This is a genomic window from Neoroseomonas soli, from assembly GCF_018129065.1.
GTDB classification, from domain to species: Bacteria; Pseudomonadota; Alphaproteobacteria; order Acetobacterales; family Acetobacteraceae; genus Neoroseomonas; species Neoroseomonas soli.
On sequence record NZ_JAAEDM010000015.1, the window covers coordinates 62447 to 81897 of the forward strand.

Here is a 19451-nt window from a genome sequence, read left to right on the forward strand (position 1 = left end):
CTCCGGGTCACAAAGGCCGGCGCGGGATGATGGCGCGCAAGACCTCCGACTGCTCGTGCGTCATGCGTTTGGCCAGCGCCGCTAGGTAGTCTCGCTCCTTTTGTAGGTCCGCAAGATAGAACCGTTGGCGCTTATCCCGTAGCCGGGCCTCGTCACCATTCGACCGCGGCATGTGCCCGAGGGGGACGCCCGGCTGCTGATACTCGCGGAACATCTCCATGCGCTCGTGGGTCGCCGATGGGTCGTCCTCGACTTCATCGACCAGCCTCCGTTCCCGCCAGACGCCATGGACGATCCGGTTGCGCGATGTGGTCGCCCGATCCAAAGCCGCGAGCAGGTCTTCAACTTGTTCCTGCCCGGCGGGGGTCAGTGTGATTTCGGCAAGCGCCGTGAGCATCCGTCGCAGACGTTCCGATCCGCCCGCTGCGTGGAAGATCGCCCATGTGCAGTTGAAGTCGCGGATGCCAGCGAGGTTGCCGAGCAGGATCATCGCCTGGTGCTCGACCTTATCCCATTGCTCCATGAACTCGCCGAAAGCGATGAACAGCGCCTCGCGGGGCGGGTCGAAGGGCGGGTGCGGCAGAGGGTTCACGAGTTTGGTCGTTCGGCGTTGCTCGTGCCACCGCTCGGCGGACCATCCACGGGTGGCGCGTCGGTCGTGGCGTTCGAGAACGAATTGACCAAGTCATCCATGTGGGAAAGTAGGCCAAGCGCCTTCGCCGTATTCCGTTCCAGATCCTCTCGAAGCGATGCCGTCAGCCGGGCTTCGTCCGTTGCCACTCCAAGATCCTTTCGGATCGCAATGATCGCCTCGATGACAACGGGCTCGCACTTTTTGGCCGCATCCAAGATGGCGTGGGCGACCGCCGCAAGCACCTTGAAGGACTCCCCCTGAGCAGCCAGAAGCAAGTCCTGTTGGCGCATGTCTGCGGCGTCCAGGTTTCTGACGCGCTCTTGCAGCCTCTGCACCACTGGGTCGCGGGGGTCACGGATCATGGTTGGGTCTTGAAGCCAGCGCAGGTAGGTCGCCCGCTCGGAGCGCAGCCGATCAAGCCCATCCTGGAGGGTCCGCACGGCGCTGTCCTTGCCGCGCGCATAGATGCGATGCCGAATGACGACCTCGCCGCTCGCGAGGGTCAACGCGGCTTGGGCGCGATGCAGGGTCAGGAAGGTCTGGTCGCTCGCAACCGCGTAAGCCCGTGCGAGACTGGCACTTTGCTTCTTGGTCAGCGTGATGATCTGCATTTCGGACACGTCCATGCGCGCCGCCGTGCCGAGGGCGACCAGTCGAGCCTGGAGCGTCTCTGCGGATTGCAGCAATGCCTCGCGCCTGAGATCGTAGGCTTGCGTCCGCTCGGCAGATTTCCGTTCGTGATCGAACTGCAAGCGTGCGCGATCCGCGCTGGCCTTGTTGGTCAGAAGGATGCCGAGAATGGTGGCGAAGGCAGTTACCAGCACCGTGATCAAGGCGGCGCCTGCCTCGTCGCCCTTCGTGCGAACCCAGGTCAGGATGCTGGTTCGTGCCTCTGGAAAGTGCAGCGCCAGACCCGCCGCCAGGGCTGTCACGAGCGCACCCCATGTCCATCGAGATTTCAGGAGCCGTCGCAACATCCCCCCTTAGCCGACGTGCTTTCCCCTCGCGCGGCTGCGCTCATCATGCAGCGTGGACGTGCAGAATGCACGATGCCGGGATAGCCTTCCCGGCGATGGACCCCAGGCGGTGGCGCGCGAGGCCCGGCGCGGCGATGACGAACAGCGGAGAGCAGGATGACCGACCGCAGCCACGGCCCGGAGCCGCTGTGCCCCACCTTCAAACCGCTGGCGCCGCGGTAGGGGCGGGGCGATGTGCGGGCGCTTTGCCAAGTACGCTTCCAGCGCCGAGCGGGCCGCCATGCGCGCGGAGGACTGGCGCTCGATCCGCGAGGAATGGCGGCCGAAGCCGGGGCGCGAACGCGCCGACGCGGATGGCCGGCTGTCTCGGGACCGCTTCAACATCGGCCCGGCGCAGCCCATCGAGACGATCCGCCACAATCCCGAGACGGATGAATTGCTGGTCGATCCCCTGCAATGGGGCATCGTCCCGCGATGGACCAAGGACCTCAAGCAGGCCCGCAAGCCGATCAACGCGAGGTCGGAGACGGTGCGGACCTCGGGCATGTTCAAGGACTGCTTTGCGCGCCGCCGATGCCTCGTGCCGATGGATGCCTATTACGAATGGTCGGGTGAGAAGCCGCCCAAGCAGCCCTGGGCCATCGGGCGGCGCGACGGCCACGAATTCCTGGTCGGGGCGATTTGGGACGGCTGGAAGACGCCGGATGGGGCGATCCTGCGGACCATCGCGCTGATCACGACCGAGCCGAATGAGTCGCTGGCGAGAATCCACGACCGGATGCCGGTGATCGTCCAGCACGATGATGTGGAAACCTGGATCGGGGGGGATGCGGACGCCGCCGCGGGCCTGATGGTGTCGGCGCCGGATTTCTACCTGCGCGCCTGGGCGGTCGGCAGGGGGGTGGGGGATGTGCGGAATGACGGGCCGGAACTGCTCGCGCCGATCAACCTGCCGGCGGGGCCGGATGAGTGACGTCATCCCCAGGCCATCCATGCGCGCGGCCCTTGTCCGCACCGCTGGATGCAGCAGGCGGCAGAAGGCGCGGGGCGGCCCGGCGTGAGGAAGGGCCGGCGCGGCGGCCGGCCCTCCATGAGCCGCGGCGCCCTCAGGCCTTGGCGGCGGCGGCCTGGGCTTCCAAGGCGGCCATCGCGGCATTGCGGTAGCGGTCCAGAGCCTTCGGGCTGCTGCTGATGGGATTGATCACCGCCGCCCGCAGCCCTTCCAGATCCCCGGCCTCGACCAGGGCGACCAGTTCCGCGAGGCGCTTGCGGAATCGCTTGTGGGTCTCGGCGGAAAAGTCCGGCGGGGCGGGCAGGGTGCCCTTGGCCGCGGCCTCCATCATCGCCTTGCCGGTGATGATCGGCTTCCCGGCCGGGCGGCCAATGGCGGGCGCGGCATCCGGGGGTGCTTCCGGGGCGGCGGGGGCGCCTTCCTGATCGGGCGGGGCGGCTTCCGCGGCCTTGCGGCGCCGGGCGGGCTTGGCGCCTTCCTGGGCGGCCGGGGCTTCCGGCGCGGCATCGGGCTTCAATGCCTCCCGGCCCGCCAATGTGATCCGCAAGCCGGTCCCATCCTTGTGCCATGCCGCCGGGTCGGCCTCATGAAGCGGGGCGGCGCCGGCCAATCCGGCGGCGGAAAGGCGCCGCGCGGTCATGGTGCGGATGGCGGGCGCCATGTCGGCGGGCGGCAACACCAGCCCATCGGGATGGGCGGCAGCGGCTTCGAGCAAGCCGCGCTGCAAGTCGGTCAACTTCACGGGGATGGTCCTCCTGGCCGGCGGGATGCCGGCGCGGCGGACACCCAGGCATGAGCCGGGAATAGGAGGTCGCCCGCTGTCACCATGGCCGGCATGGTCAGCCAGCATGGCGGGCGCTGGCGGTAGCGCACGCCCGGCGGGCGTCTTGGGTGCGGCAGATGGGCTGAATGGGGCCGCCAATGGGGCCGGAATTCCCGGCAAAGAAAAAGCCGCGGAAATCCGCGGCTTTCGCAAGGGGCTTGGCTCCCCGAGTAGGACTCGAACCTACGACCTAGGGATTAACAGTCCCGCGCTCTACCAACTGAGCTATCGGGGAACGGAGCCGGGCGCCGCGTATAGTGCTGAGCGGCACCCTTGTAAACCCATCCCGCGCGGTGGAGGTCCGGAGCGGAATCGAACCGCTGTAGAGGGTTTTGCAGACCCTTGCCTGACCACTCGGCCACCGGACCGCCTGACGCGGGCGCCCCATATCGTCCGGGCGCCGCCCGGGGTCAAGCGCCCGCTTGGCGCATTCGGGACGACGGACCTATAAGGCCGCGACGATCCTGCACGAGGCCGACAGAGATGGATTTCGCGGAAGCGCGCCGGTACATGGTGGACGGTCAATTGCGGCCGAACCGGGTCGAGGAGCCGCGCATTCTCGCTGCCCTGCGCGAGTTGCCGCGGGAACGCTTCGCGCCGGCCGCGCTCGCCGCCCGCGCCTATGCCGATGCGGACCTGCCGCTGCCGGGCGGGCGCGCCATGCTCAAGCCGCTGGTCATTGCCCGCCTGGTCCAGCTTGCCGCGCTGAAGCGCGGCGAGCGTGCCCTGGTGCTTGGCGCCGGCACCGGCTACGGCGCGGCGCTCTTCGCCGCGATCGGCGGCACCGTGACGGCGGTGGAAGCTGATCCGGCGTTGCTCTCCATCGCGCGTGCCGCGCTGGCGGCCGCCGCACCGGCGGACAGCGTGACGCTGGTCGAGGCCGATCCCGCGCGCGGGCATGCCGCCGGCGCGCCCTACGACGTGATCCTGATCGAGGGCGGCGTCGCCGAAGTGCCGCGCGCGATCGAGGAGCAGCTTGCCGAGGGCGGGCGGCTGGTGACCGTCGGCCTCGCCGGCGGGCCGCCGGGGCGCGCGCTGCTGGTGCGGCGCGCAGGCGGTGCCTACTCCGCCACGCAGGAATTCGATGCGCATGCGCCGGCGCTGCCGGGTTTCGCCGGGGCCGCGGCCTTCGCTTTCTAGCGACCCGAGGCCCAGAACCTTCGGGCTTCGTTCCCGGGCCGCTGGCCCTGGACTTCCGTGGCCTGCCGATCTGCGATGTTCGCCGCGGAAGCAGTGAACGTCGCGGGCAGGACATCGGCGTGGCATCTTCGCCGCGCGACGGCTTCGCGCTCCGCCGCCGCGGGCGCCCCATGGAGCTGACGTTTTCAGGGGGCGCGGTGGACGGCGAGGCATTGTGGATGTGATTCCGAAGTCACACTTCTTTGCCGAACCGGGCTGGCGTGCCCGTGTTGCGCTGCGTTAAGATTCCTTCGCTTACACTACTGGCGCGTCCCGGGCTGCGGCCCGGCGGATGTGGCCGGCCGGCGATCCTGGGGGACGGCAGACACTATGACGAGCCTGCGCAAGACGATGCTGTTCACCGCGGCCCTGGCGGTCCTGCCGGCTGCCGAAGGGTGGTCGCAGACGCTGCAGGAAGCCCTGGCTGCCGCCTACTCCAACAACCCGAGCCTGCTTGCGGCGCGGGCGGCGGTGCGCGTGGTGGACGAAAACGTGCCCCAGGCGCTTGCCGGCTGGCGGCCGACGGTGGTGATCGCGGGTGCGGCGGGGTATTCGGACACGACGGCGCGCGTCCCGGCGACCGTGCCTGTCCAGCGCGACGTCTTCGGCAACGTGGTGAACCCGGGGACGGCGGGGCAGCCCTTCGCGCTCTTCACCGATTCCCCGCGCAACACGGGCAGCCTCCAGGCAACCGTGAGTCAGCCGATCTATCGCGGCGGCCGGACCACCGCCTCCACCCGCCGTGCCGAGAACCAGGTCTATGCGCAGCGCGCCCGCCTCCTGGCGGCGGAGCAGCAGGTGCTCCTGGAATCGGTCCGCAACTACGTCCTCGTGGTCCAGAACCAGGAAGAGGTGCGGCTCAACACCAACAACGTCGAGGTGCTGAACCGCCAGTTGCAGGCCACGAACGAGCGCTTCCGCGTCGGCGAGATCACCCGCACCGACGTGGCACAGGCCGAGGCGCGGCTCGCGCTCGCGCGCTATCAGCTCGAGCAGGCGCAGGGGAATCTCCAGTCGGCCCGCGCCATCTTCCTGCGCTGGATCGGCCTCGAGCCGGCGCGCGTCGTCGCGCCGCCTCCGGTGGTGTCCCCTGTTCGATCGCAGCAGGACGCCGTGCGCGTCGCCACCGACAACAACCCCGCCGTGGTCGCCGCGATGTTCGACGAGGCTGCGGCGCGCGACTTCATCGACGTGCAGTTCGCCGCGCTGCTGCCGCAGGTGACGGTGAACGCCTCGGCCTTCCGGCTCGACAACCAGAACACGCGCGGCACGCGCCAGACCGGCGCCCAGGTGACGGCGAACCTGAACGTGCCGCTCTATCAGGGCGGCGCCGAGCACGCGGCGGTGCGCCAGGCACGCCAGCAGGCGCAGCAGGCCCGTCAGGCGGTGTCGGATGCGCGGCGGATCGCCGCGCAGGACTCGACGCGCGCCTGGGAGGCGCTGGTCACCGCGCGCGCGCAGGTGGAGAGTTCCCGCGCCCAGATCCGCGCGCAGGAGATCGCTCTCGACGGCGTGCAGCGTGAGGCGATCGTCGGCAGCCGCACCACGCTCGACGTGCTGAACGCGGAACAGGAATTGCTGAACGCCCGCGTGAACCTGGTCCGCGCTCTGGCGACCCTGATCACCGCTTCCTACGAGTTGCCGTCGACGCTCGGGCGCCTGACGGCGCGCGACCTCGGCCTGCCGGTGCAGCTCTACGATCCGTCCGCGTACTACAACACGGTCAGGGACCGCTGGGTCGGCACGGGCGACTTCTCCGAGGCCGCCACCCAGGCGCCACAGGGCGCGGTCACGGTGCAGACCCTTCCGCCCGCCACACCGGCACAGGCGCCGGCCCGCCGGACGCCATGAGCAGCCCGAAGCAACCACCCGACACGGCCCCGGGCGGCTTGGCCAGCGACCAGTCGATGGAGGACATCCTCGCCTCCATCCGGCGCATCCTGAACGAGGACGAAGCCCCCGCGGCGGAGCCTGCCGCCGACACCCCGGCCGCGGCCGAGCCTTTCGTTCTCACGGAGGAGATGATGGTCACGGCCCCCGAGGAGCCTGCATCGGTGGCCATGGCCCCGCCGCCGGAGGTCGCCGCGCCGGAGCCGCCGCATGTCGCGGCTTCCGAGACGCTGCCCGCCCCGGCCGCGGAGGCGCTGACCCCTCCGGCCACAGATGCGTTGCTCGCCCCGGCCGCGGCCGCTGCGGCGACGGCGGCCGTCGGCCAGTTGCTCCGCGCCGTCAGCAGCGAGCGCGGCGCCACCGTGACCCGTGGCGGTCCTTCCATCGAGGATGTGGTGCGCGAGGAAATGCGACCGCTGCTCAAGGACTGGCTCGACCAGCACCTGCCGCCGCTGGTGGAGCGACTGGTGCGCGCGGAGATTGAGCGCCTGGTCGGGCGCGCCCTGTCCTGATCCACTCCGCCGCCCGGCTCAGTCCGGGCGGTGTGGTGCCGTTGCGCGCCATGCGACCCCGGGTTTCCACACGGATGTCGAGGAAGGCACCGGAGACCTTCGCCACGCCGGGGTGCGCCGCCGGGTGCGACTGCAGCGCGCGGGAGTTCACCGCCACCGGCCCACCGGGTGGAAAGGGACCGATGAGACGGTTTGGCCATGCCGCCCGGGCCAGCGCCGGCCGGGTCGGGACACCCACGGAAATGCCGTGCGGCAGGCGGCTGCCCGGGTTCGTCGCGGGGCCTCCGCGCTGCTTGCGCCTCAGCCGGGCGCCCGTAGACCGTTCAGCCGGCGCGTTCGGCCCTTGACGCAGGGCGGCCGGCGGGGAAGGGATGCGCCCCATGCTGGACAAGTCCTTCGACCCCGCCGCCATCGAGCAGCGCCTCTATGAGGGCTGGGAGAAGTCGGGTGCCTTCTCGGCCGACCCGTCTTCCCCGGCGAAGCCCTTCACCATCATGATCCCGCCGCCCAACGTCACGGGCAGCCTGCATATCGGGCACGCGCTGGACAACACATTGCAGGACGTCCTGATCCGCTGGCGGCGGATGCAGGGGCGGGACGCGCTGTGGCAGCCGGGCACGGACCATGCCGGCATCGCGACCCAGATGGTGGTCGAACGCCTGCTGGCGCAGGAGGGGAATGCCGACCGGCGGTCCATGGGACGCGAGGCCTTCATCAAGCGCGTCTGGGAATGGAAGGCGGAGAGCGGCGGGACGATCACGCGGCAGTTGCGGCGCCTGGGCGCCTCGCTCGACTGGCCGCGCGAACGCTTCACGATGGATGAGGGGCTGTCGGAGGCGGTGCGCGAGGTGTTCGTGCGCCTTTATCGCGAAGGCCTGCTCTACCGCGACAAGCGGCTGGTGAACTGGGACCCGAAGTTCCTGACCGCGATCTCGGACCTCGAGGTCGAGAGCAAGGAGGTGAAGGGCTCGCTCTGGCACCTCCGCTACCCGGTGGAAGGCGAGCCGGGCCGCTTCCTCGTGGTCGCGACGACGCGGCCGGAGACGATGCTGGGCGACACCGCCGTCGCCGTGCACCCCGAGGATGAACGCTTCCGCGACCTGGTCGGCAAGCGCGTGATCCTGCCGCTGACCGGCCGGGCCATCCCCGTGGTGGCGGACGAGTATTCCGACCCGGAGAAGGGCTCGGGCGCGGTGAAGATCACCCCGGCGCACGACTTCAACGACTTCGAGGTCGGCAAGCGCCATGCGCTGGCCTCGCCCTCCGTGCTGGACGCCGAAGGCAAGGTGATGCTCGACGAGATCGCGACGACGTTCGCCGCGGCCGAGGGCGTGTCGGACCTCGACTTCGTTCGCGGCCTCGTCGGCCAGGACCGCTTCGCGGCGCGCAAGGCCATCGTCACGCGCCTCGAGGAACTGGAACTCGTCGAGAAGATCGAGCCGCACACGCATGCGGTCCCGCATGGCGACCGCTCGGGCGTGCCGATCGAGCCTCGCCTGACCATGCAGTGGTACGTCGACGCGAAGACGCTGGCGCAGCCGGCGATCCGCGCCGTCGAGACCGGGCAGACCGTCTTCACGCCGAAGCAGTGGGAGAACACCTTCTTCGCCTGGATGCGCGACATCCAGCCCTGGTGCGTGTCCCGTCAGCTCTGGTGGGGCCACCAGATCCCGGCCTGGTACGCGCCGGACGGCGAAGTCATCGTCGCCCACACCGAGGACGAGGCCCGCAGCCTGGCGCGCGAGAAGTTCGGCCGCGAGGTCGAGCTGACGCGCGACGAGGACGTGCTCGACACTTGGTTCTCCTCCGCCCTGTGGCCGTTCTCCACCATCGGCTGGCCGCAGAAGACGCCGGAACTCGCGAAGTACTACCCCGGCGACGTGCTGGTGACCGGCTTCGACATCATCTTCTTCTGGGTCGCCCGGATGATGATGATGGGAATCCACTTCATGGGCGAGGTGCCGTTCCGCACCGTCTGCATCCACGGCCTGGTGCGCGACGAGAAGGGACAGAAGATGTCCAAGTCGCGCGGCAACGTGATGGACCCGCTGGAACTGATCGACGCGCATGGCGCGGATGCGGTGCGCTTCACGCTCTGCGCGCTGGCCGGGCCTGGGCGCGACATCAAGCTCGCGAAGCAGCGAATCGAGGGCTATCGCGCCTTCGCTACCAAGATCTGGAACGCGTCGCGCTTCTGCGAGATGAACGGCATCGCGCCACGCCAGGACTTCGATCCGGCGACCGCGAAGCTGCCGCTGTCCCGCTGGATCCTGGATGCGTCGAACAACGCCGTCGCGGAAGCGAATGCCGCGCTCGAAGCCTTCCGCTTCGACGACTATGCCGGTGCCTGCTACCGCTTCACCTGGAACACCTTCTGCGACTGGTTCCTGGAATTCGCCAAGCCCGTGCTGCTCGGCCCGGACGGGGCGGAGAAGGACGAGGTGAAGGGCGCCGCCCAGCATGTGCTCGGCACCATCCTGCGCATGCTGCATCCGGTGATGCCGTTCCTGACCGAGGAACTGTGGCACCGCATGGGCTATGGGCCGGAAGGCAGCCTGATTCGCGAATCCTGGCCGGAAGCCGTGTCCGTGGACGGCGCGGCCGAGGCGCGGGCGGAACTCGACTGGGTGGTGCGCCTGATCTCCGAGGTCCGCACCGTGCGGTCCGAGATGAACGTCGCCCCGTCCATCACCGTGCCTCTGCTGCTGGCCGGTGCCTCGGGCGAGAGCCTGGAGCGCGCGAACCGCTGGACGGATGCCATCCGGCGCCTAGGCCGGGCCACCGAGATCCGCGCGCTGGACGGCGAGCCGCCCAAGGGCGCCGTCCAGGCCGTGATCGGGGAGGCGACCATCATGCTGCCGCTCGCCGACGTGATCGACCTGTCCGCCGAGCGCGCGCGCCTCGCCAAGGAACGCGCCCGCATCGCAGGGGAGGCGCAGAAGATCGAGGCCAAGCTCGGCAACGAGACCTTCGTCTCCCGCGCGCCGGAGGAGGTGGTCGAGGAGAACCGCGAACGCCTCGTCGCCGCACGGACGGAAATGGCGCGCCTCGATGCCGCCATGGCGCGCATCGCCGGCTGACCTGGCATGTTCGACAGCGCCACGCTCAACCTCTTCGGCGCGATCACCGCCTTCGTCGTCGTCACGGTTTTCGGCCGCGACTGGCTGGCGGGGCGGCGGATCGCCGGGCGGGAGGTGAGCAAGGCGCTGGCGCAGTCCATCGCCGGCGCGGCCGGGCTGGCGGTCGCGGTGGGGTTCCTGCTCGCGGTGGGGTAAGGTCGCGGGACGCCGGAGGAGGAACCACGATGCACCTTCACCCCGTCCCGCGCTGCGGCGCGTAGCCCCATGGCACCCGCGGCGAAGGCCCCGCCGGGGCGCATCCGCATCGGCATCGGCGGCTGGGTCTTCGCGCCCTGGCGCGGCAGCTTCTACCCGAAGGGCCTGGCCCAGAAGGAAGAACTGGTCTTCGCCAGCCGCCGCCTGACCGCCATCGAGGTCAACGGCACCTTCTACGGCACTCAGTCACCGGCGAGCTTCGCCCGCTGGCACGACGAGACGCCGGAGGATTTCGTCTTCTCGCTGAAGGGACCGCGCTTCGCCACGAACCGGCGCGTGCTGGCGGAAGCGGGCCCATCCGTGGAACGCTTCTTCGCGAGCGGCGTGACGGAGCTGAAGCGCAAGCTTGGGCCCATCAACTGGCAACTCGCGCCGACCAAGGCCTTCGACGCCGCCGACGTGGATGCTTTCCTCGGCCTGCTGCCGAAGCAGGTGGACGGCCTCGACATCCGCCACGCCATCGAGGTGCGGCACGAAAGCTTCCGCACCCCGGATTTCATTGCCATCGCCCGCCGCCACGGCGTGGCGGTCGTCATCGCCGCCGACAGCGAGTATCCGCAGATCGCGGACCTGACGGCGCCCTTCGCCTATCTGCGCATCATGGGTACCAGTTCGGAGCACGCGGCCGGCTACGCGCCCGTGGCGCTCGACGCCTGGGCGAAGCGCGCCAGGGCGCTCGCTGCGGGGCAGGGGCTGGATGACCTCGCCCCGCCGATCGCCACGCCCGGCCAGCCGACGCCGCGCGATGTCTTCCTCTTCGTCATCAGCGGCGAGAAGCCCCGCAACCCTGCTGCCGCGATGCAGCTGATCGCGCGCGTGCCGGGCTGATGCTTCCCGCCCGGGTCGCCCTTGCCCATATGGGGCGCATGATCCCACTTTCGGTCCTCGACCTCTCCCCGATCCCTGAAGGCAGCAACGCCGGCGAGGCGTTGCGCCACTCGCGCGACCTTGCGCGCCATGCGGATTCCCTCGGCTACCGCCGGTTCTGGATGGCCGAGCACCACAACATGCCCGGAATCGCCAGCGCCGCGACCGCCGTCGCGCTCGCGCATGTCGCGCAGGACACGCAGCGCATCCGCATCGGCGCCGGGGGCATCATGCTGCCCAACCACGCCCCGCTGGTCGTCGCGGAGCAGTTCGGCACCCTCGCGGCGCTGTATCCGGGGCGGGTCGATCTCGGCCTCGGCCGCGCCCCGGGCACGGACCAGGTCGCCGCCCGCGCGCTGCGCCGCAACCTCGCCGGCGATGCCGGCGCCTTTCCGCAGGACGTGGTGGAACTGCTCGAATATTTCCGCCCGGCCGAGCCTGGCCAGGCGCTCCAGGCCGTGCCGGGGGCAGGGGAGGAGGTCGAGGTCTGGGTCCTCGGCTCCAGCACCTTCGGCGCGCAGCTCGCTGCCTATCTCGGCCTGCCCTACGCCTTTGCCTCGCATTTCGCGCCGGCGCAGATGACGGAGGCCATCGCCGTCTATCGCGAACGCTTCCGCCCCTCCGAACGGCTTGCGGCGCCCCGCGTGATGATCGGCGTGAACGTCTTCGCCGCACCGACGGAGGAGGAGGCGCGCTTCCTGTTCTCCTCCCTGCAGCAGGCCTTCCTGAGCCTCCGCCGTGGCCGGCCGGGCAAGCTCCCGCCGCCCGTCGAGGGGCTGGACGCACGGCTCGACCGCCATGAGCGGGCCGTGCTCGATCACTCGCTCTCCTGCTCCGTGCTCGGCACGCCGGAGATGGTCGGCCGCGGCATCGCCGAACTCGCCGCCCGCACCGGCGCCGACGAGCTGATGGTCACCGCGCAGATCTTCGATCACGCGGCACGGCTGCGTTCCTTCGCCCTGCTCGCCGAGGCGCATCGGATGGCGGTGGCCCCGGCGCAGGCTTGACGCGGCCCCCATCCGCCCTGGATAGGCGGTTCCAACAGGGGCGGCCGGCCGTCGCCGGCACCCCAGAAGCGTGAGGAGACAGCCCGTGCCCGCCAACACCTGGGACAAGTCCAGGCTTCCGAGCCGCCACACCACGATGGGGCCGGAGCGCGCGCCGCACCGTTCCTACTACTACGCCATGGGCCTGACGGCGGAGGAGATCGCGCAGCCGCTGGTCGGCGTCGCCTCCTGCTGGAACGAGGCCGCGCCGTGCAACATCGCGCTGTCCCGCCAGGCGCAGGCGGCCAAGAAGGGCGTGAAGGCGGCCGGCGCCACGCCGCGCGAATTCACCACCATCACGGTGACCGACGGCATCGCCATGGGCCACCAGTCGATGAAGTCCTCGCTGGCCTCGCGCGAGGCCATCGCGGATTCCATCGAACTCACCATGCGCGGGCATTGCTACGACGCGCTGGTCGGCATCGCCGGCTGCGACAAGTCCCTGCCGGGCGTGATGATGTCTATGCTGCGGCTGAACGTGCCGAGCGTCTTCATGTATGGCGGCTCGATCATGCCCGGGAAGTTCCATGGACACGACGTGACGGTGCTCGACGTCTTCGAGGCCGTGGGCCAGCACGCGGCCGGCAACATGTCCGATGAGGATCTGGACGACCTCGAGCGCCACGCCTGCCCTGGCGCGGGCGCCTGTGGCGGCCAGTTCACGGCGAACACCATGGCCTGCGTGTCGGAGATCATCGGCCTCGCGCTGCCCTTCTCCGCCGGCGCGCCGGCGCCGAACGAGGAGCGCGACGCCTATGCCGTCGCCTCCGGCAAGGCGGTGGTGGAACTCATTCGCCGCAACATCCGCCCGCGCGACATCGTGACGCTGGACGCGCTGCACAACGCCGCGGCCATCGTCGGCGCGACGGGCGGGTCCACCAATGCCGTGCTGCACCTGCCGGCCATGGCGCATGAGGCGGGCATCCGCTTCACCCTGCAGGACGTCGCGGAGATCATGCGCAGGACGCCGCATATCGCCGACCTCAAGCCGGGCGGGAAATACGTCGCGGCGGACGTGCATCGCATCGGCGGCGTGCCGGTCATCATCAAGGCGCTGCTCGACGGCGGCTACGTCAAGGGCGATTGCCTGACCGTCACGGGGAAGACGCTCGCGGAGAATCACCGCGAGGTCATCATCCCGAAGGACCAGGACGTGGTGCACCCGACCACCAATCCGATCTCCCCGATCGGCGGCGTGGTCTCCCTGCACGGGAACCTCGCCCCCGAGGGCGCGATCGTGAAGATCGCCGGCATGCACAACCTCCGCTTCGAGGGCACGGCCCTCTGCTTCGATTGCGAGGAGGACGCCTTCAAGGCCGTCGAGATGCGCGCCTACAAGCCCGGCGACGTCATCATAGTGCGCTACGAAGGCCCGAAGGGCGGGCCGGGGATGCGGGAGATGCTCTCCACCACCTCCGCGATCTACGGCCAGGGCATGGGCGACAAGGTGGCGCTGATCACCGATGGCCGCTTCTCGGGCGCGACGCGCGGCTTCTGCATCGGCCATGTCGGGCCGGAGGCCGCGGTCGGCGGCCCGATCGCCCTGCTTCGGAACGGCGACCGCATCGTGATCGACGCGGAGGCGGGCACCATCGACATGATCGTGCCGGAGGAGGAGATCGCCCGCCGCCGCGCCGCATGGAAGCCGCGCGCGCACGACTACAATGCCGGCGCGCTGTGGAAATACGCGCAACTCGTCGGTCCGGCCTATCTCGGCGCCGTGACCAACCCGGGCGGGGCCGCGGAAACGCATTGCTACGCGGACCAGTAGTCCGCCACGCCTTTGCCACCTCGCCGGTGGCATGATGATCCCGGGAAAGGGACCACGAGTGCCCTTTCCCGGGGAGTGCCCATGATGCGCACGCGCCTGATCCTGCCGCTGCTGGCCGGCCTCGGCCTTGGCGGCTGCGTGGCCTATCCGGCGCCGGTGGCCTACGCGCCGCAACCCGGGCCGGTCTATGCTTACCCTCCGCCGGCGGCCGTCTATGGCGCGCCGCCGCCTGCGCGGTACTGGGTGCCGAGGCGCTGCGACGGCTGGGGGCGCTGCTGGGGCGGCTACTGGCGCTGAGCCCGGCACGGCCGGAGGAGGAAGCGATGCGTCGGTTTCTGGCTGGCCTGGTGTTCGCCGCGCCGCTCGCTGGTTGCGCGGTGTACCCGGACGGCAGTCTCGGGCCTCTGCCCGCCGTGCCGCCGCCGGGTGTCGCCATCGCGCCACCCGCGCCCGGCGTTCCCTATGCCCCGCCTTCCTACAGCTACGGCTATGGTGCGCCGGCCGACCAGGGCGTGCCGATCTACGTCGTGCCGCAGCAGCCCCCGCCGGTGGTGGTGTCGCCCTCGATCAGCCTGGGCCTCGGATGGGGCTATGGCTGGGGGTGGGGCGGGCGCGGCTATTGGGGCGGCCGCCCGGGCTATTGGGGGCGGCCCTATTACGGGCGCCGCTGGTAGGCGCGCTCAGCGCAGCGTGGCGATCACCGGGGTGTGATCGGAAGGCTGCATCTCGGAACGGGGGCCGGTGTCCACCTCGCTGGATGCCAGCCGCTCGGCCAGTTCCGGGCTCAGCAGCACATGGTCGATGCGCAGGCCGCGGTTGATCTCGAAGGCCGCGCCGTAGTCCCAGTAGGTGTAGAGCGTCTCGTCCGGATGCAGCGCCCGCAGCGCGTCGGTCAGGCCGAGGTGCAGCAGGGCGCGGAAATGCGCGCGGCTCTCGGGCCGCACCAGGGCGTCGGTCGGCGGCAGGGCGCCGGGCGCCAGGTCGGCCTCGGTCGGGCAGACGTTGAAGTCGCCGAGCACGGCGAAGGGTGTGAAGGAATCGAGCCGTTCCGCCGCCACCGCCCGCAACCGGTCCATCCAGGCGAGCTTGAAGGCGAAGCCGGCCTCGCCGCCGGAATTGCCATTGGGCAGGTAGATGCCGGCCGCGTTCAGCCCGTCCGCGCGCACCTCGACATAGCGGGCCTGGGTGTCCTCGTCGTCGCCGGGCAGGTGTTCGGCGACGATCTCGAAGGGGATGCGCCCGATCACCGCCACGCCGTTCCGCCCGCCCGCCTGTCCGACGGCATGGGTCCTGTAGCCCAGCGCCTCGAACTCCAGGGCCGGCACCTGTTCCGCGGTGCAGCGCGTCTCCTGCAGGAAGAGCAGGTCCGGCTGCTCGCGCTGCAGGAACCGCGCCACATGTCCGGCGCGCTGCCGGATCGAGTTCACGTTGAAGGTCGCGAGTTTCATGGGCCTCGTCTTGCCGCGCCGACGCAGGAGGTGCGGCCCTGCCAGAAAAGGGAGGGGGTTCGGGGGAGGTTCTCCTCCCCCGCACGTCTTTCAGCCGACCGAGAAGGACGACCCGCACCCGCAGGCGGACGCCGCCTGGGGATTGCGGATGGCGAAATGCGCCCCGATCAGTTCCTCGGCCCAGTCCAGTTCCGCCCCGGCCAACAGGTCGAGCGACACCGGGTCCACGAAGACCCGCCCGGCGCCCTCGCCGACCACCAGGTCCTCCTCGGCCGGCGCGTCCTCCAGCCCGAACCTGTACTGGAATCCCGAGCAGCCGCCGGCCTCGACGGCCAGGCGGAGCCCGGCGCCGGCCCGCCCGTCCCGGCTGGCGATGTCGGCAATCTGGGCATGGGCGCGGTCGGTCACGCGGAAGGCAGGGGCGGGGCTGGCGCCGTCGGGCATGGCGGGGGTCACTCCTCGTAATGTCAAAGATAGGCGCTCCCGCGCGCCGTTCCAACGCGGGGGTGCGGTTGCCGGGGGGCCTGCCCGGATGCTACGGCCCCCGGCCATGAGTCTCGCGCCCTATGCCGTCCGGCCCGAGACCTCCCGCGGCCGGCTATACCCGGAAGCGGGAGGTGACGCGCGCTCGCCCTTCCAGCGGGACCGGGACCGCATCATCCATGCCACCGCCTTCCGCCGCCTTCAGTACAAGACGCAGGTCTTCGTCTATCACGAAGGCGACCACTTCCGGACCCGCCTGACCCATTCCATCGAGGTCGCGCAGATCGCCCGTTCCATCGCCCGCCTGCTGGCGCTGGACGAGGACCTGGCGGAGGCGCTGGCGCTCGCCCACGACCTCGGCCATCCGCCCTTCGGCCATGCGGGGGAGGACGCGCTGAACAGCGCGATGAAGCCGTATGGCGGCTTCGACCACAACGCGCAGTCGCTCAAGGCCGTCACGGCGCTGGAGACGCGCTACGCCGGCTTCGACGGGCTGAACCTGACCTGGGAGACGCTGGAAGGCCTCGCCAAGCACAACGGCCCACTGCGCCGCCCCTCGCCCTACATCGCCGAATACGACGCGCAGCACCCGCTCGACCTCGACACCCATGCGAGCGCCGAGGCGCAGGTCGCCGCCCTGGCCGACGACATCGCCTACAACAACCATGACCTCGACGACGGGCTGCGGGCGCGGCTCTTCACGCTCGAGGAGGTCGGTGAACTGCCCCTGATCGGGGAGGCGCTGCACGAGGCCCGCGCCTGCGCCACCGACGTGCCGCCGGAGCGCCTGGCGCCCGAGATGATCCGCCGCGTCATCAACCGCATGGTCGGTGACGTGGTGATCGAAAGCCGCCGGCGCCTCGCCGCGCTGGCACCGCAGACGGTGGACGACATCCGCCGCGCCGCGCGGCCCATGGTCGCCTTCTCGGAGGCGATGACGGAGGCCAACCTCGCGGTGCGCGACTTCCTCTTCCACCGAATGTACCGGCACTGGCGCGTCAACCGCACCATGGCGAAGTCCAAGCGCGTGGTGCAGGTGCTGTTCAGCCTGCTGCACGGCGGGCCGCAGATGCTGCCGCCGATCTGGCGCGCCCGCGCCGGGGAGCCCGGCAGCACGCGCTGCGCCCTGGTGGTGTGCGACTACATCGCCGGCATGACCGACCGCTACGCGCTGGAGGAACACCGGCGCATGACCGACCCCGACATCCCAGGCTGAGCACCCCATGACCGAGAACATCTTCACCCTGCTGACGCAGGAGGTGCGCGGCGCGCTGGCCGCCCTGGTGCCCGACCTGCCTCCCGAAGCCCTGGCGCGCGTGCAGGTCGAGCCCCCGCGCGATGCCGCGCATGGCGACATGGCGACGAATGCCGCCTTGGTCGCAGCCAAGCCCGCGCGCATGCCGCCGCAGAAGCTCGCCGCGGCGCTGTCGGAGCGGCTGGCGGCATTGCCCATGGTCAGCGAGGCATCGCCGGCCGGCCCCGGCTTCGTGAACCTGCGGCTGCAGGAGGACTTCCTGCGCACCCAGGTGCCGGCCGTGCTGCGTGTCGGGGAACGCTTCGGGGACAGCGGGCTCGGCGCGAATGTGAAGGCGAATGTCGAGTACGTCTCGGCCAACCCGACCGGACCGATGCATGTCGGCCATTGCCGCGGTGCGGTGGTGGGCGATGCGCTGGCGAACCTGCTCGCCAAGGCGGGCTGGGCCGTCACCAAGGAGTACTACGTCAACGATGCCGGCAACCAGGTGATCGCGCTCGGCTGGGCGGCGTACTGGCGCTACCTGCGCGCCGTCACGCTCAACGGCGAGGACTGGACCGCGGAGGCGACCGAGCGCCGCTTCGGCGTGACGCTGCAATATCGCGGCGACTACCTGGTCGCCGTGGGCGAAGCCCTGGCCGAACGATTCGGCGACAGCCTTGCCGCCCGCCGCATGGAAGGGGAGAAGCTCCCGGCGGAGGAGACGCTTTCCGCCTTCGCGCCGGCGCTGGAACGCGGCTGGCTGGTGAAGACCGCCTGGCTCGACACCGCGCGCGAGACCGCGGTCGCGATGATGATGGCCGAGATCCGCGAGGACCTCGCGCTGCTCGGCGTGAAGCAGGACGTGTTCCTGAGCGAACGCGCGCTGGTCGAGGCCGGGTCCGTCGAGGGCGCAGTCCGGCTGCTCGAGGACAGGGGCCTGCTCTATGAGGGCGTGCTCGAACCGCCGAAGGGCAAGACGCCCGACGATTGGGAACCGCGCCCGCAGACTCTGTTCCGGGCGACGGATTTCGGCGACGACGTGGACCGGCCGCTCCGCAAGTCGGATGGATCGAACACCTACTTCGCCAACGACATCGCCTGCCACGCCGACAAGATCGGGCGTGGGCACGAATTGCTGATCGACGTCTGGGGCGCCGACCATGGCGGCTACGTCTCCCGCATGCAGGCGGCGGTGCGGGCGGTCTCGGACGGGAAGGTGCCGCTGGAGATCGTGCTCTGCCAGATCGTGCACGTGATGAAGGCGGGGGAGCCCGTGCGCATGTCCAAGCGCGCCGGCACCTACGTCACGCTGCGCGACCTGATCGAGGAAGTGGGCCGCGACGCGGTGCGCTTCACCATGCTGACGCGCAAGTCGGACGCGCAGATGGAATTCGACCTCGACAAGGTCGTGGAGCAGACGCGCGACAACCCGGTCTTCTACGTGCAGTACGCCCACGCCCGCTGCCGCTCGGTGCTGCGCCAGGCTGGGGATCCGGCGGTGGCGGACCTCGTCTCGGCGCCGCTCGATGCGCTGATGGATCCGGCGGAGATGGCTCTGATCCGCCGCATCGCCGCCTGGCCGCGCACCGTGGAAGCAGCCGCAACAGCGCGTGAGCCGCACCGGATCGCGTTCTATCTTCAGGACTTGGCCGGGGATTTTCATGTACTGTGGAATCGTGGTCGCGACGATTCGACGCTCCGGTTCATCCGGGCGGAGGATCCGGAGGCGACCCGGGCCCGGCTGGCCCTCGTCGCGGCGACCGCGACGGTGATCCGCTCGGGCCTCGGCGTCATGGGGGTGACGCCGGTGGAGGAGATGCGCTGACGGGCTGAGCACGGCCCAGGGGGTGGGGCGTGAACGACATTCCGGTACCGTCCTATCGGGTGCGTCCGTCGAACGGCGGCGGGCCGCCCTGGCGACTGTTCGCCATCGGCGCGGGGCTCGCCGCGGCACTCATGGTCGGCGGCGCGGTGGTGTGGGGCGTCATGCGCCTGGGTGGCGTGCGCAGCGTGCCGCTCATCGAGGCCGATCCGCGCCCCTTCAAGGTGCGCCCGGACGATCCCGGCGGGCTGCGCGTGCCCAACCAGGACGAACTGATCTTCGAGCGCAACCGCGGCGCAAACCAGACTGGCGGAGGACGGCTGGCCCCGGAACCCGAGGCGCCGCGACTCGATGCGCTGCGAGCGCAGGTCGCGCAGCCCGCGCCGCGCCCGGGCGCGCCCGCACCAGTCGCGCC

18 protein-coding genes, 2 tRNA genes and 1 pseudogene are annotated in these 19451 nt (G+C 70.4%); 14 read left to right on the plus strand and 7 right to left on the minus strand.

The genetic code is table 11. The annotated features are described in order from the left end of the window. Positions 1-7: 7 nt before the first annotated feature. Entirely contained in the window at positions 8-592 is a 585-nt protein-coding gene (locus tag GXW76_RS08355) for a hypothetical protein (RefSeq protein WP_211861547.1), read from the minus strand. Beyond that, positions 589-1566 (minus strand): hypothetical protein, encoded by a 978-nt coding sequence (locus GXW76_RS08360; protein ID WP_211861548.1) that lies wholly within the window; start codon positions 1564-1566, stop codon positions 589-591. Before GXW76_RS08360 ends, GXW76_RS08355 begins: the two co-directional genes overlap by 4 nt. Before the next feature lie 277 nt (positions 1567-1843). On the opposite strand from GXW76_RS08360, the gene GXW76_RS08365 reads away from it, so the two are divergent. Continuing rightward, positions 1844-2584, plus strand: coding sequence for an SOS response-associated peptidase (locus tag GXW76_RS08365; protein ID WP_211861549.1), 741 nt, complete (start codon positions 1844-1846; stop codon positions 2582-2584). A gap of 133 nt (positions 2585-2717) precedes the next feature. Here GXW76_RS08365 and GXW76_RS08370 read toward each other — a convergent pair whose 3' ends face one another. The 3 genes from GXW76_RS08370 to GXW76_RS08380 all read right to left on the minus strand — a co-directional run bounded on the left by GXW76_RS08370 (position 2718) and on the right by GXW76_RS08380 (position 3814). Further along, a complete protein-coding gene (locus GXW76_RS08370; protein WP_211861550.1) occupies positions 2718-3365 on the minus strand; it encodes a hypothetical protein in 648 nt (215 codons plus the stop codon). Between the two features lie 240 nt (positions 3366-3605). Beyond that, positions 3606-3681 (minus strand) — tRNA-Asn (locus GXW76_RS08375). A gap of 59 nt (positions 3682-3740) precedes the next feature. Beyond that, a tRNA-Cys gene (locus GXW76_RS08380) sits at positions 3741-3814 on the minus strand. Positions 3815-3929: 115 nt separating this feature from the next. On the opposite strand from GXW76_RS08380, the gene GXW76_RS08385 reads away from it, so the two are divergent. The 10 genes from GXW76_RS08385 to GXW76_RS08430 all read left to right on the plus strand — a co-directional run bounded on the left by GXW76_RS08385 (position 3930) and on the right by GXW76_RS08430 (position 14720). Then, complete coding sequence (locus GXW76_RS08385; protein ID WP_211861551.1) at positions 3930-4586, plus strand: protein-L-isoaspartate O-methyltransferase family protein; 657 nt, start codon at positions 3930-3932, stop codon at positions 4584-4586. 369 nt (positions 4587-4955) lie between these two features. Then, entirely contained in the window at positions 4956-6476 is a 1521-nt protein-coding gene (locus GXW76_RS08390) for a TolC family outer membrane protein (protein ID WP_246514032.1), read from the plus strand. After that, positions 6473-7027, plus strand: a complete 555-nt coding sequence (locus GXW76_RS08395) for a DUF2497 domain-containing protein (protein WP_211861552.1) — start codon at positions 6473-6475, stop codon at positions 7025-7027. The genes GXW76_RS08390 and GXW76_RS08395 overlap by 4 nt, the downstream gene beginning before the upstream one ends. A gap of 380 nt (positions 7028-7407) precedes the next feature. Beyond that, positions 7408-10107, plus strand: a complete 2700-nt coding sequence (locus tag GXW76_RS08400; protein WP_211861553.1) for a valine--tRNA ligase — start codon at positions 7408-7410, stop codon at positions 10105-10107. Positions 10108-10113: 6 nt separating this feature from the next. Next, positions 10114-10302 (plus strand): hypothetical protein, encoded by a 189-nt coding sequence (locus GXW76_RS08405; RefSeq protein WP_211861554.1) that lies wholly within the window; start codon positions 10114-10116, stop codon positions 10300-10302. A gap of 69 nt (positions 10303-10371) precedes the next feature. Continuing rightward, positions 10372-11190: a DUF72 domain-containing protein gene (locus GXW76_RS08410; protein WP_211861555.1), complete on the plus strand. Its 819-nt coding sequence runs from the start codon at positions 10372-10374 to the stop codon at positions 11188-11190. Between the two features lie 38 nt (positions 11191-11228). Then, entirely contained in the window at positions 11229-12236 is a 1008-nt protein-coding gene (locus tag GXW76_RS08415) for an LLM class flavin-dependent oxidoreductase (RefSeq protein WP_211861556.1), read from the plus strand. Between the two features lie 85 nt (positions 12237-12321). Further along, positions 12322-14046 (plus strand): dihydroxy-acid dehydratase, encoded by a 1725-nt coding sequence (ilvD, locus tag GXW76_RS08420; RefSeq protein ID WP_211861557.1) that lies wholly within the window; start codon positions 12322-12324, stop codon positions 14044-14046. An 81-nt stretch (positions 14047-14127) separates the two neighbouring features. Continuing rightward, positions 14128-14343, plus strand: a complete 216-nt coding sequence (locus GXW76_RS08425; protein ID WP_211861558.1) for a hypothetical protein — start codon at positions 14128-14130, stop codon at positions 14341-14343. A gap of 26 nt (positions 14344-14369) precedes the next feature. Beyond that, entirely contained in the window at positions 14370-14720 is a 351-nt protein-coding gene (locus GXW76_RS08430; RefSeq protein ID WP_211861559.1) for a hypothetical protein, read from the plus strand. 6 nt (positions 14721-14726) lie between these two features. Here the strand turns inward: GXW76_RS08430 and GXW76_RS08435 are convergent, their stop codons facing one another. Then, complete coding sequence (locus tag GXW76_RS08435) at positions 14727-15494, minus strand: exodeoxyribonuclease III (RefSeq protein WP_211861560.1); 768 nt, start codon at positions 15492-15494, stop codon at positions 14727-14729. 90 nt (positions 15495-15584) lie between these two features. Next, positions 15585-15938, minus strand: a complete 354-nt coding sequence (locus GXW76_RS08440) for a HesB/IscA family protein (RefSeq protein ID WP_211861561.1) — start codon at positions 15936-15938, stop codon at positions 15585-15587. A 106-nt stretch (positions 15939-16044) separates the two neighbouring features. Between GXW76_RS08440 and GXW76_RS08445 the strand changes: the two genes are divergently transcribed. The 3 genes and pseudogenes from GXW76_RS08445 to GXW76_RS08455 form a co-directional block, all read left to right on the plus strand. Further along, positions 16045-17193: a deoxyguanosinetriphosphate triphosphohydrolase gene (locus GXW76_RS08445; protein WP_211861562.1), complete on the plus strand. Its 1149-nt coding sequence runs from the start codon at positions 16045-16047 to the stop codon at positions 17191-17193. 7 nt (positions 17194-17200) lie between these two features. Next, a complete protein-coding gene (locus GXW76_RS08450) occupies positions 17201-19039 on the plus strand; it encodes an arginine--tRNA ligase (RefSeq protein WP_211861563.1) in 1839 nt (612 codons plus the stop codon). A gap of 29 nt (positions 19040-19068) precedes the next feature. Continuing rightward, a pseudogene (locus GXW76_RS08455) lies at positions 19069-19451 on the plus strand (hypothetical protein); the annotation flags it as partial.

Coding starts and splice junctions, on each gene's coding strand:
- GXW76_RS08425 (WP_211861558.1), top strand. CDS start 14,128: ATGATGCGCACGCGCCTGATCCTGCCGCTGCTGGCCGGCCTCGGCCTT.
- GXW76_RS08395 (WP_211861552.1), top strand. CDS start 6,473: ATGAGCAGCCCGAAGCAACCACCCGACACGGCCCCGGGCGGCTTGGCC.
- GXW76_RS08390 (WP_246514032.1), top strand. CDS start 4,956: ATGACGAGCCTGCGCAAGACGATGCTGTTCACCGCGGCCCTGGCGGTC.
- GXW76_RS08405 (WP_211861554.1), top strand. CDS start 10,114: ATGTTCGACAGCGCCACGCTCAACCTCTTCGGCGCGATCACCGCCTTC.
- GXW76_RS08450 (WP_211861563.1), top strand. CDS start 17,201: ATGACCGAGAACATCTTCACCCTGCTGACGCAGGAGGTGCGCGGCGCG.
- GXW76_RS08365 (WP_211861549.1), top strand. CDS start 1,844: ATGTGCGGGCGCTTTGCCAAGTACGCTTCCAGCGCCGAGCGGGCCGCC.
- GXW76_RS08435 (WP_211861560.1), bottom strand. CDS start 15,494: ATGAAACTCGCGACCTTCAACGTGAACTCGATCCGGCAGCGCGCCGGA.
- GXW76_RS08430 (WP_211861559.1), top strand. CDS start 14,370: ATGCGTCGGTTTCTGGCTGGCCTGGTGTTCGCCGCGCCGCTCGCTGGT.
- GXW76_RS08400 (WP_211861553.1), top strand. CDS start 7,408: ATGCTGGACAAGTCCTTCGACCCCGCCGCCATCGAGCAGCGCCTCTAT.
- GXW76_RS08445 (WP_211861562.1), top strand. CDS start 16,045: ATGAGTCTCGCGCCCTATGCCGTCCGGCCCGAGACCTCCCGCGGCCGG.
- GXW76_RS08385 (WP_211861551.1), top strand. CDS start 3,930: ATGGATTTCGCGGAAGCGCGCCGGTACATGGTGGACGGTCAATTGCGG.
- GXW76_RS08440 (WP_211861561.1), bottom strand. CDS start 15,938: ATGCCCGACGGCGCCAGCCCCGCCCCTGCCTTCCGCGTGACCGACCGC.
- GXW76_RS08415 (WP_211861556.1), top strand. CDS start 11,229: ATGATCCCACTTTCGGTCCTCGACCTCTCCCCGATCCCTGAAGGCAGC.
- GXW76_RS08410 (WP_211861555.1), top strand. CDS start 10,372: ATGGCACCCGCGGCGAAGGCCCCGCCGGGGCGCATCCGCATCGGCATC.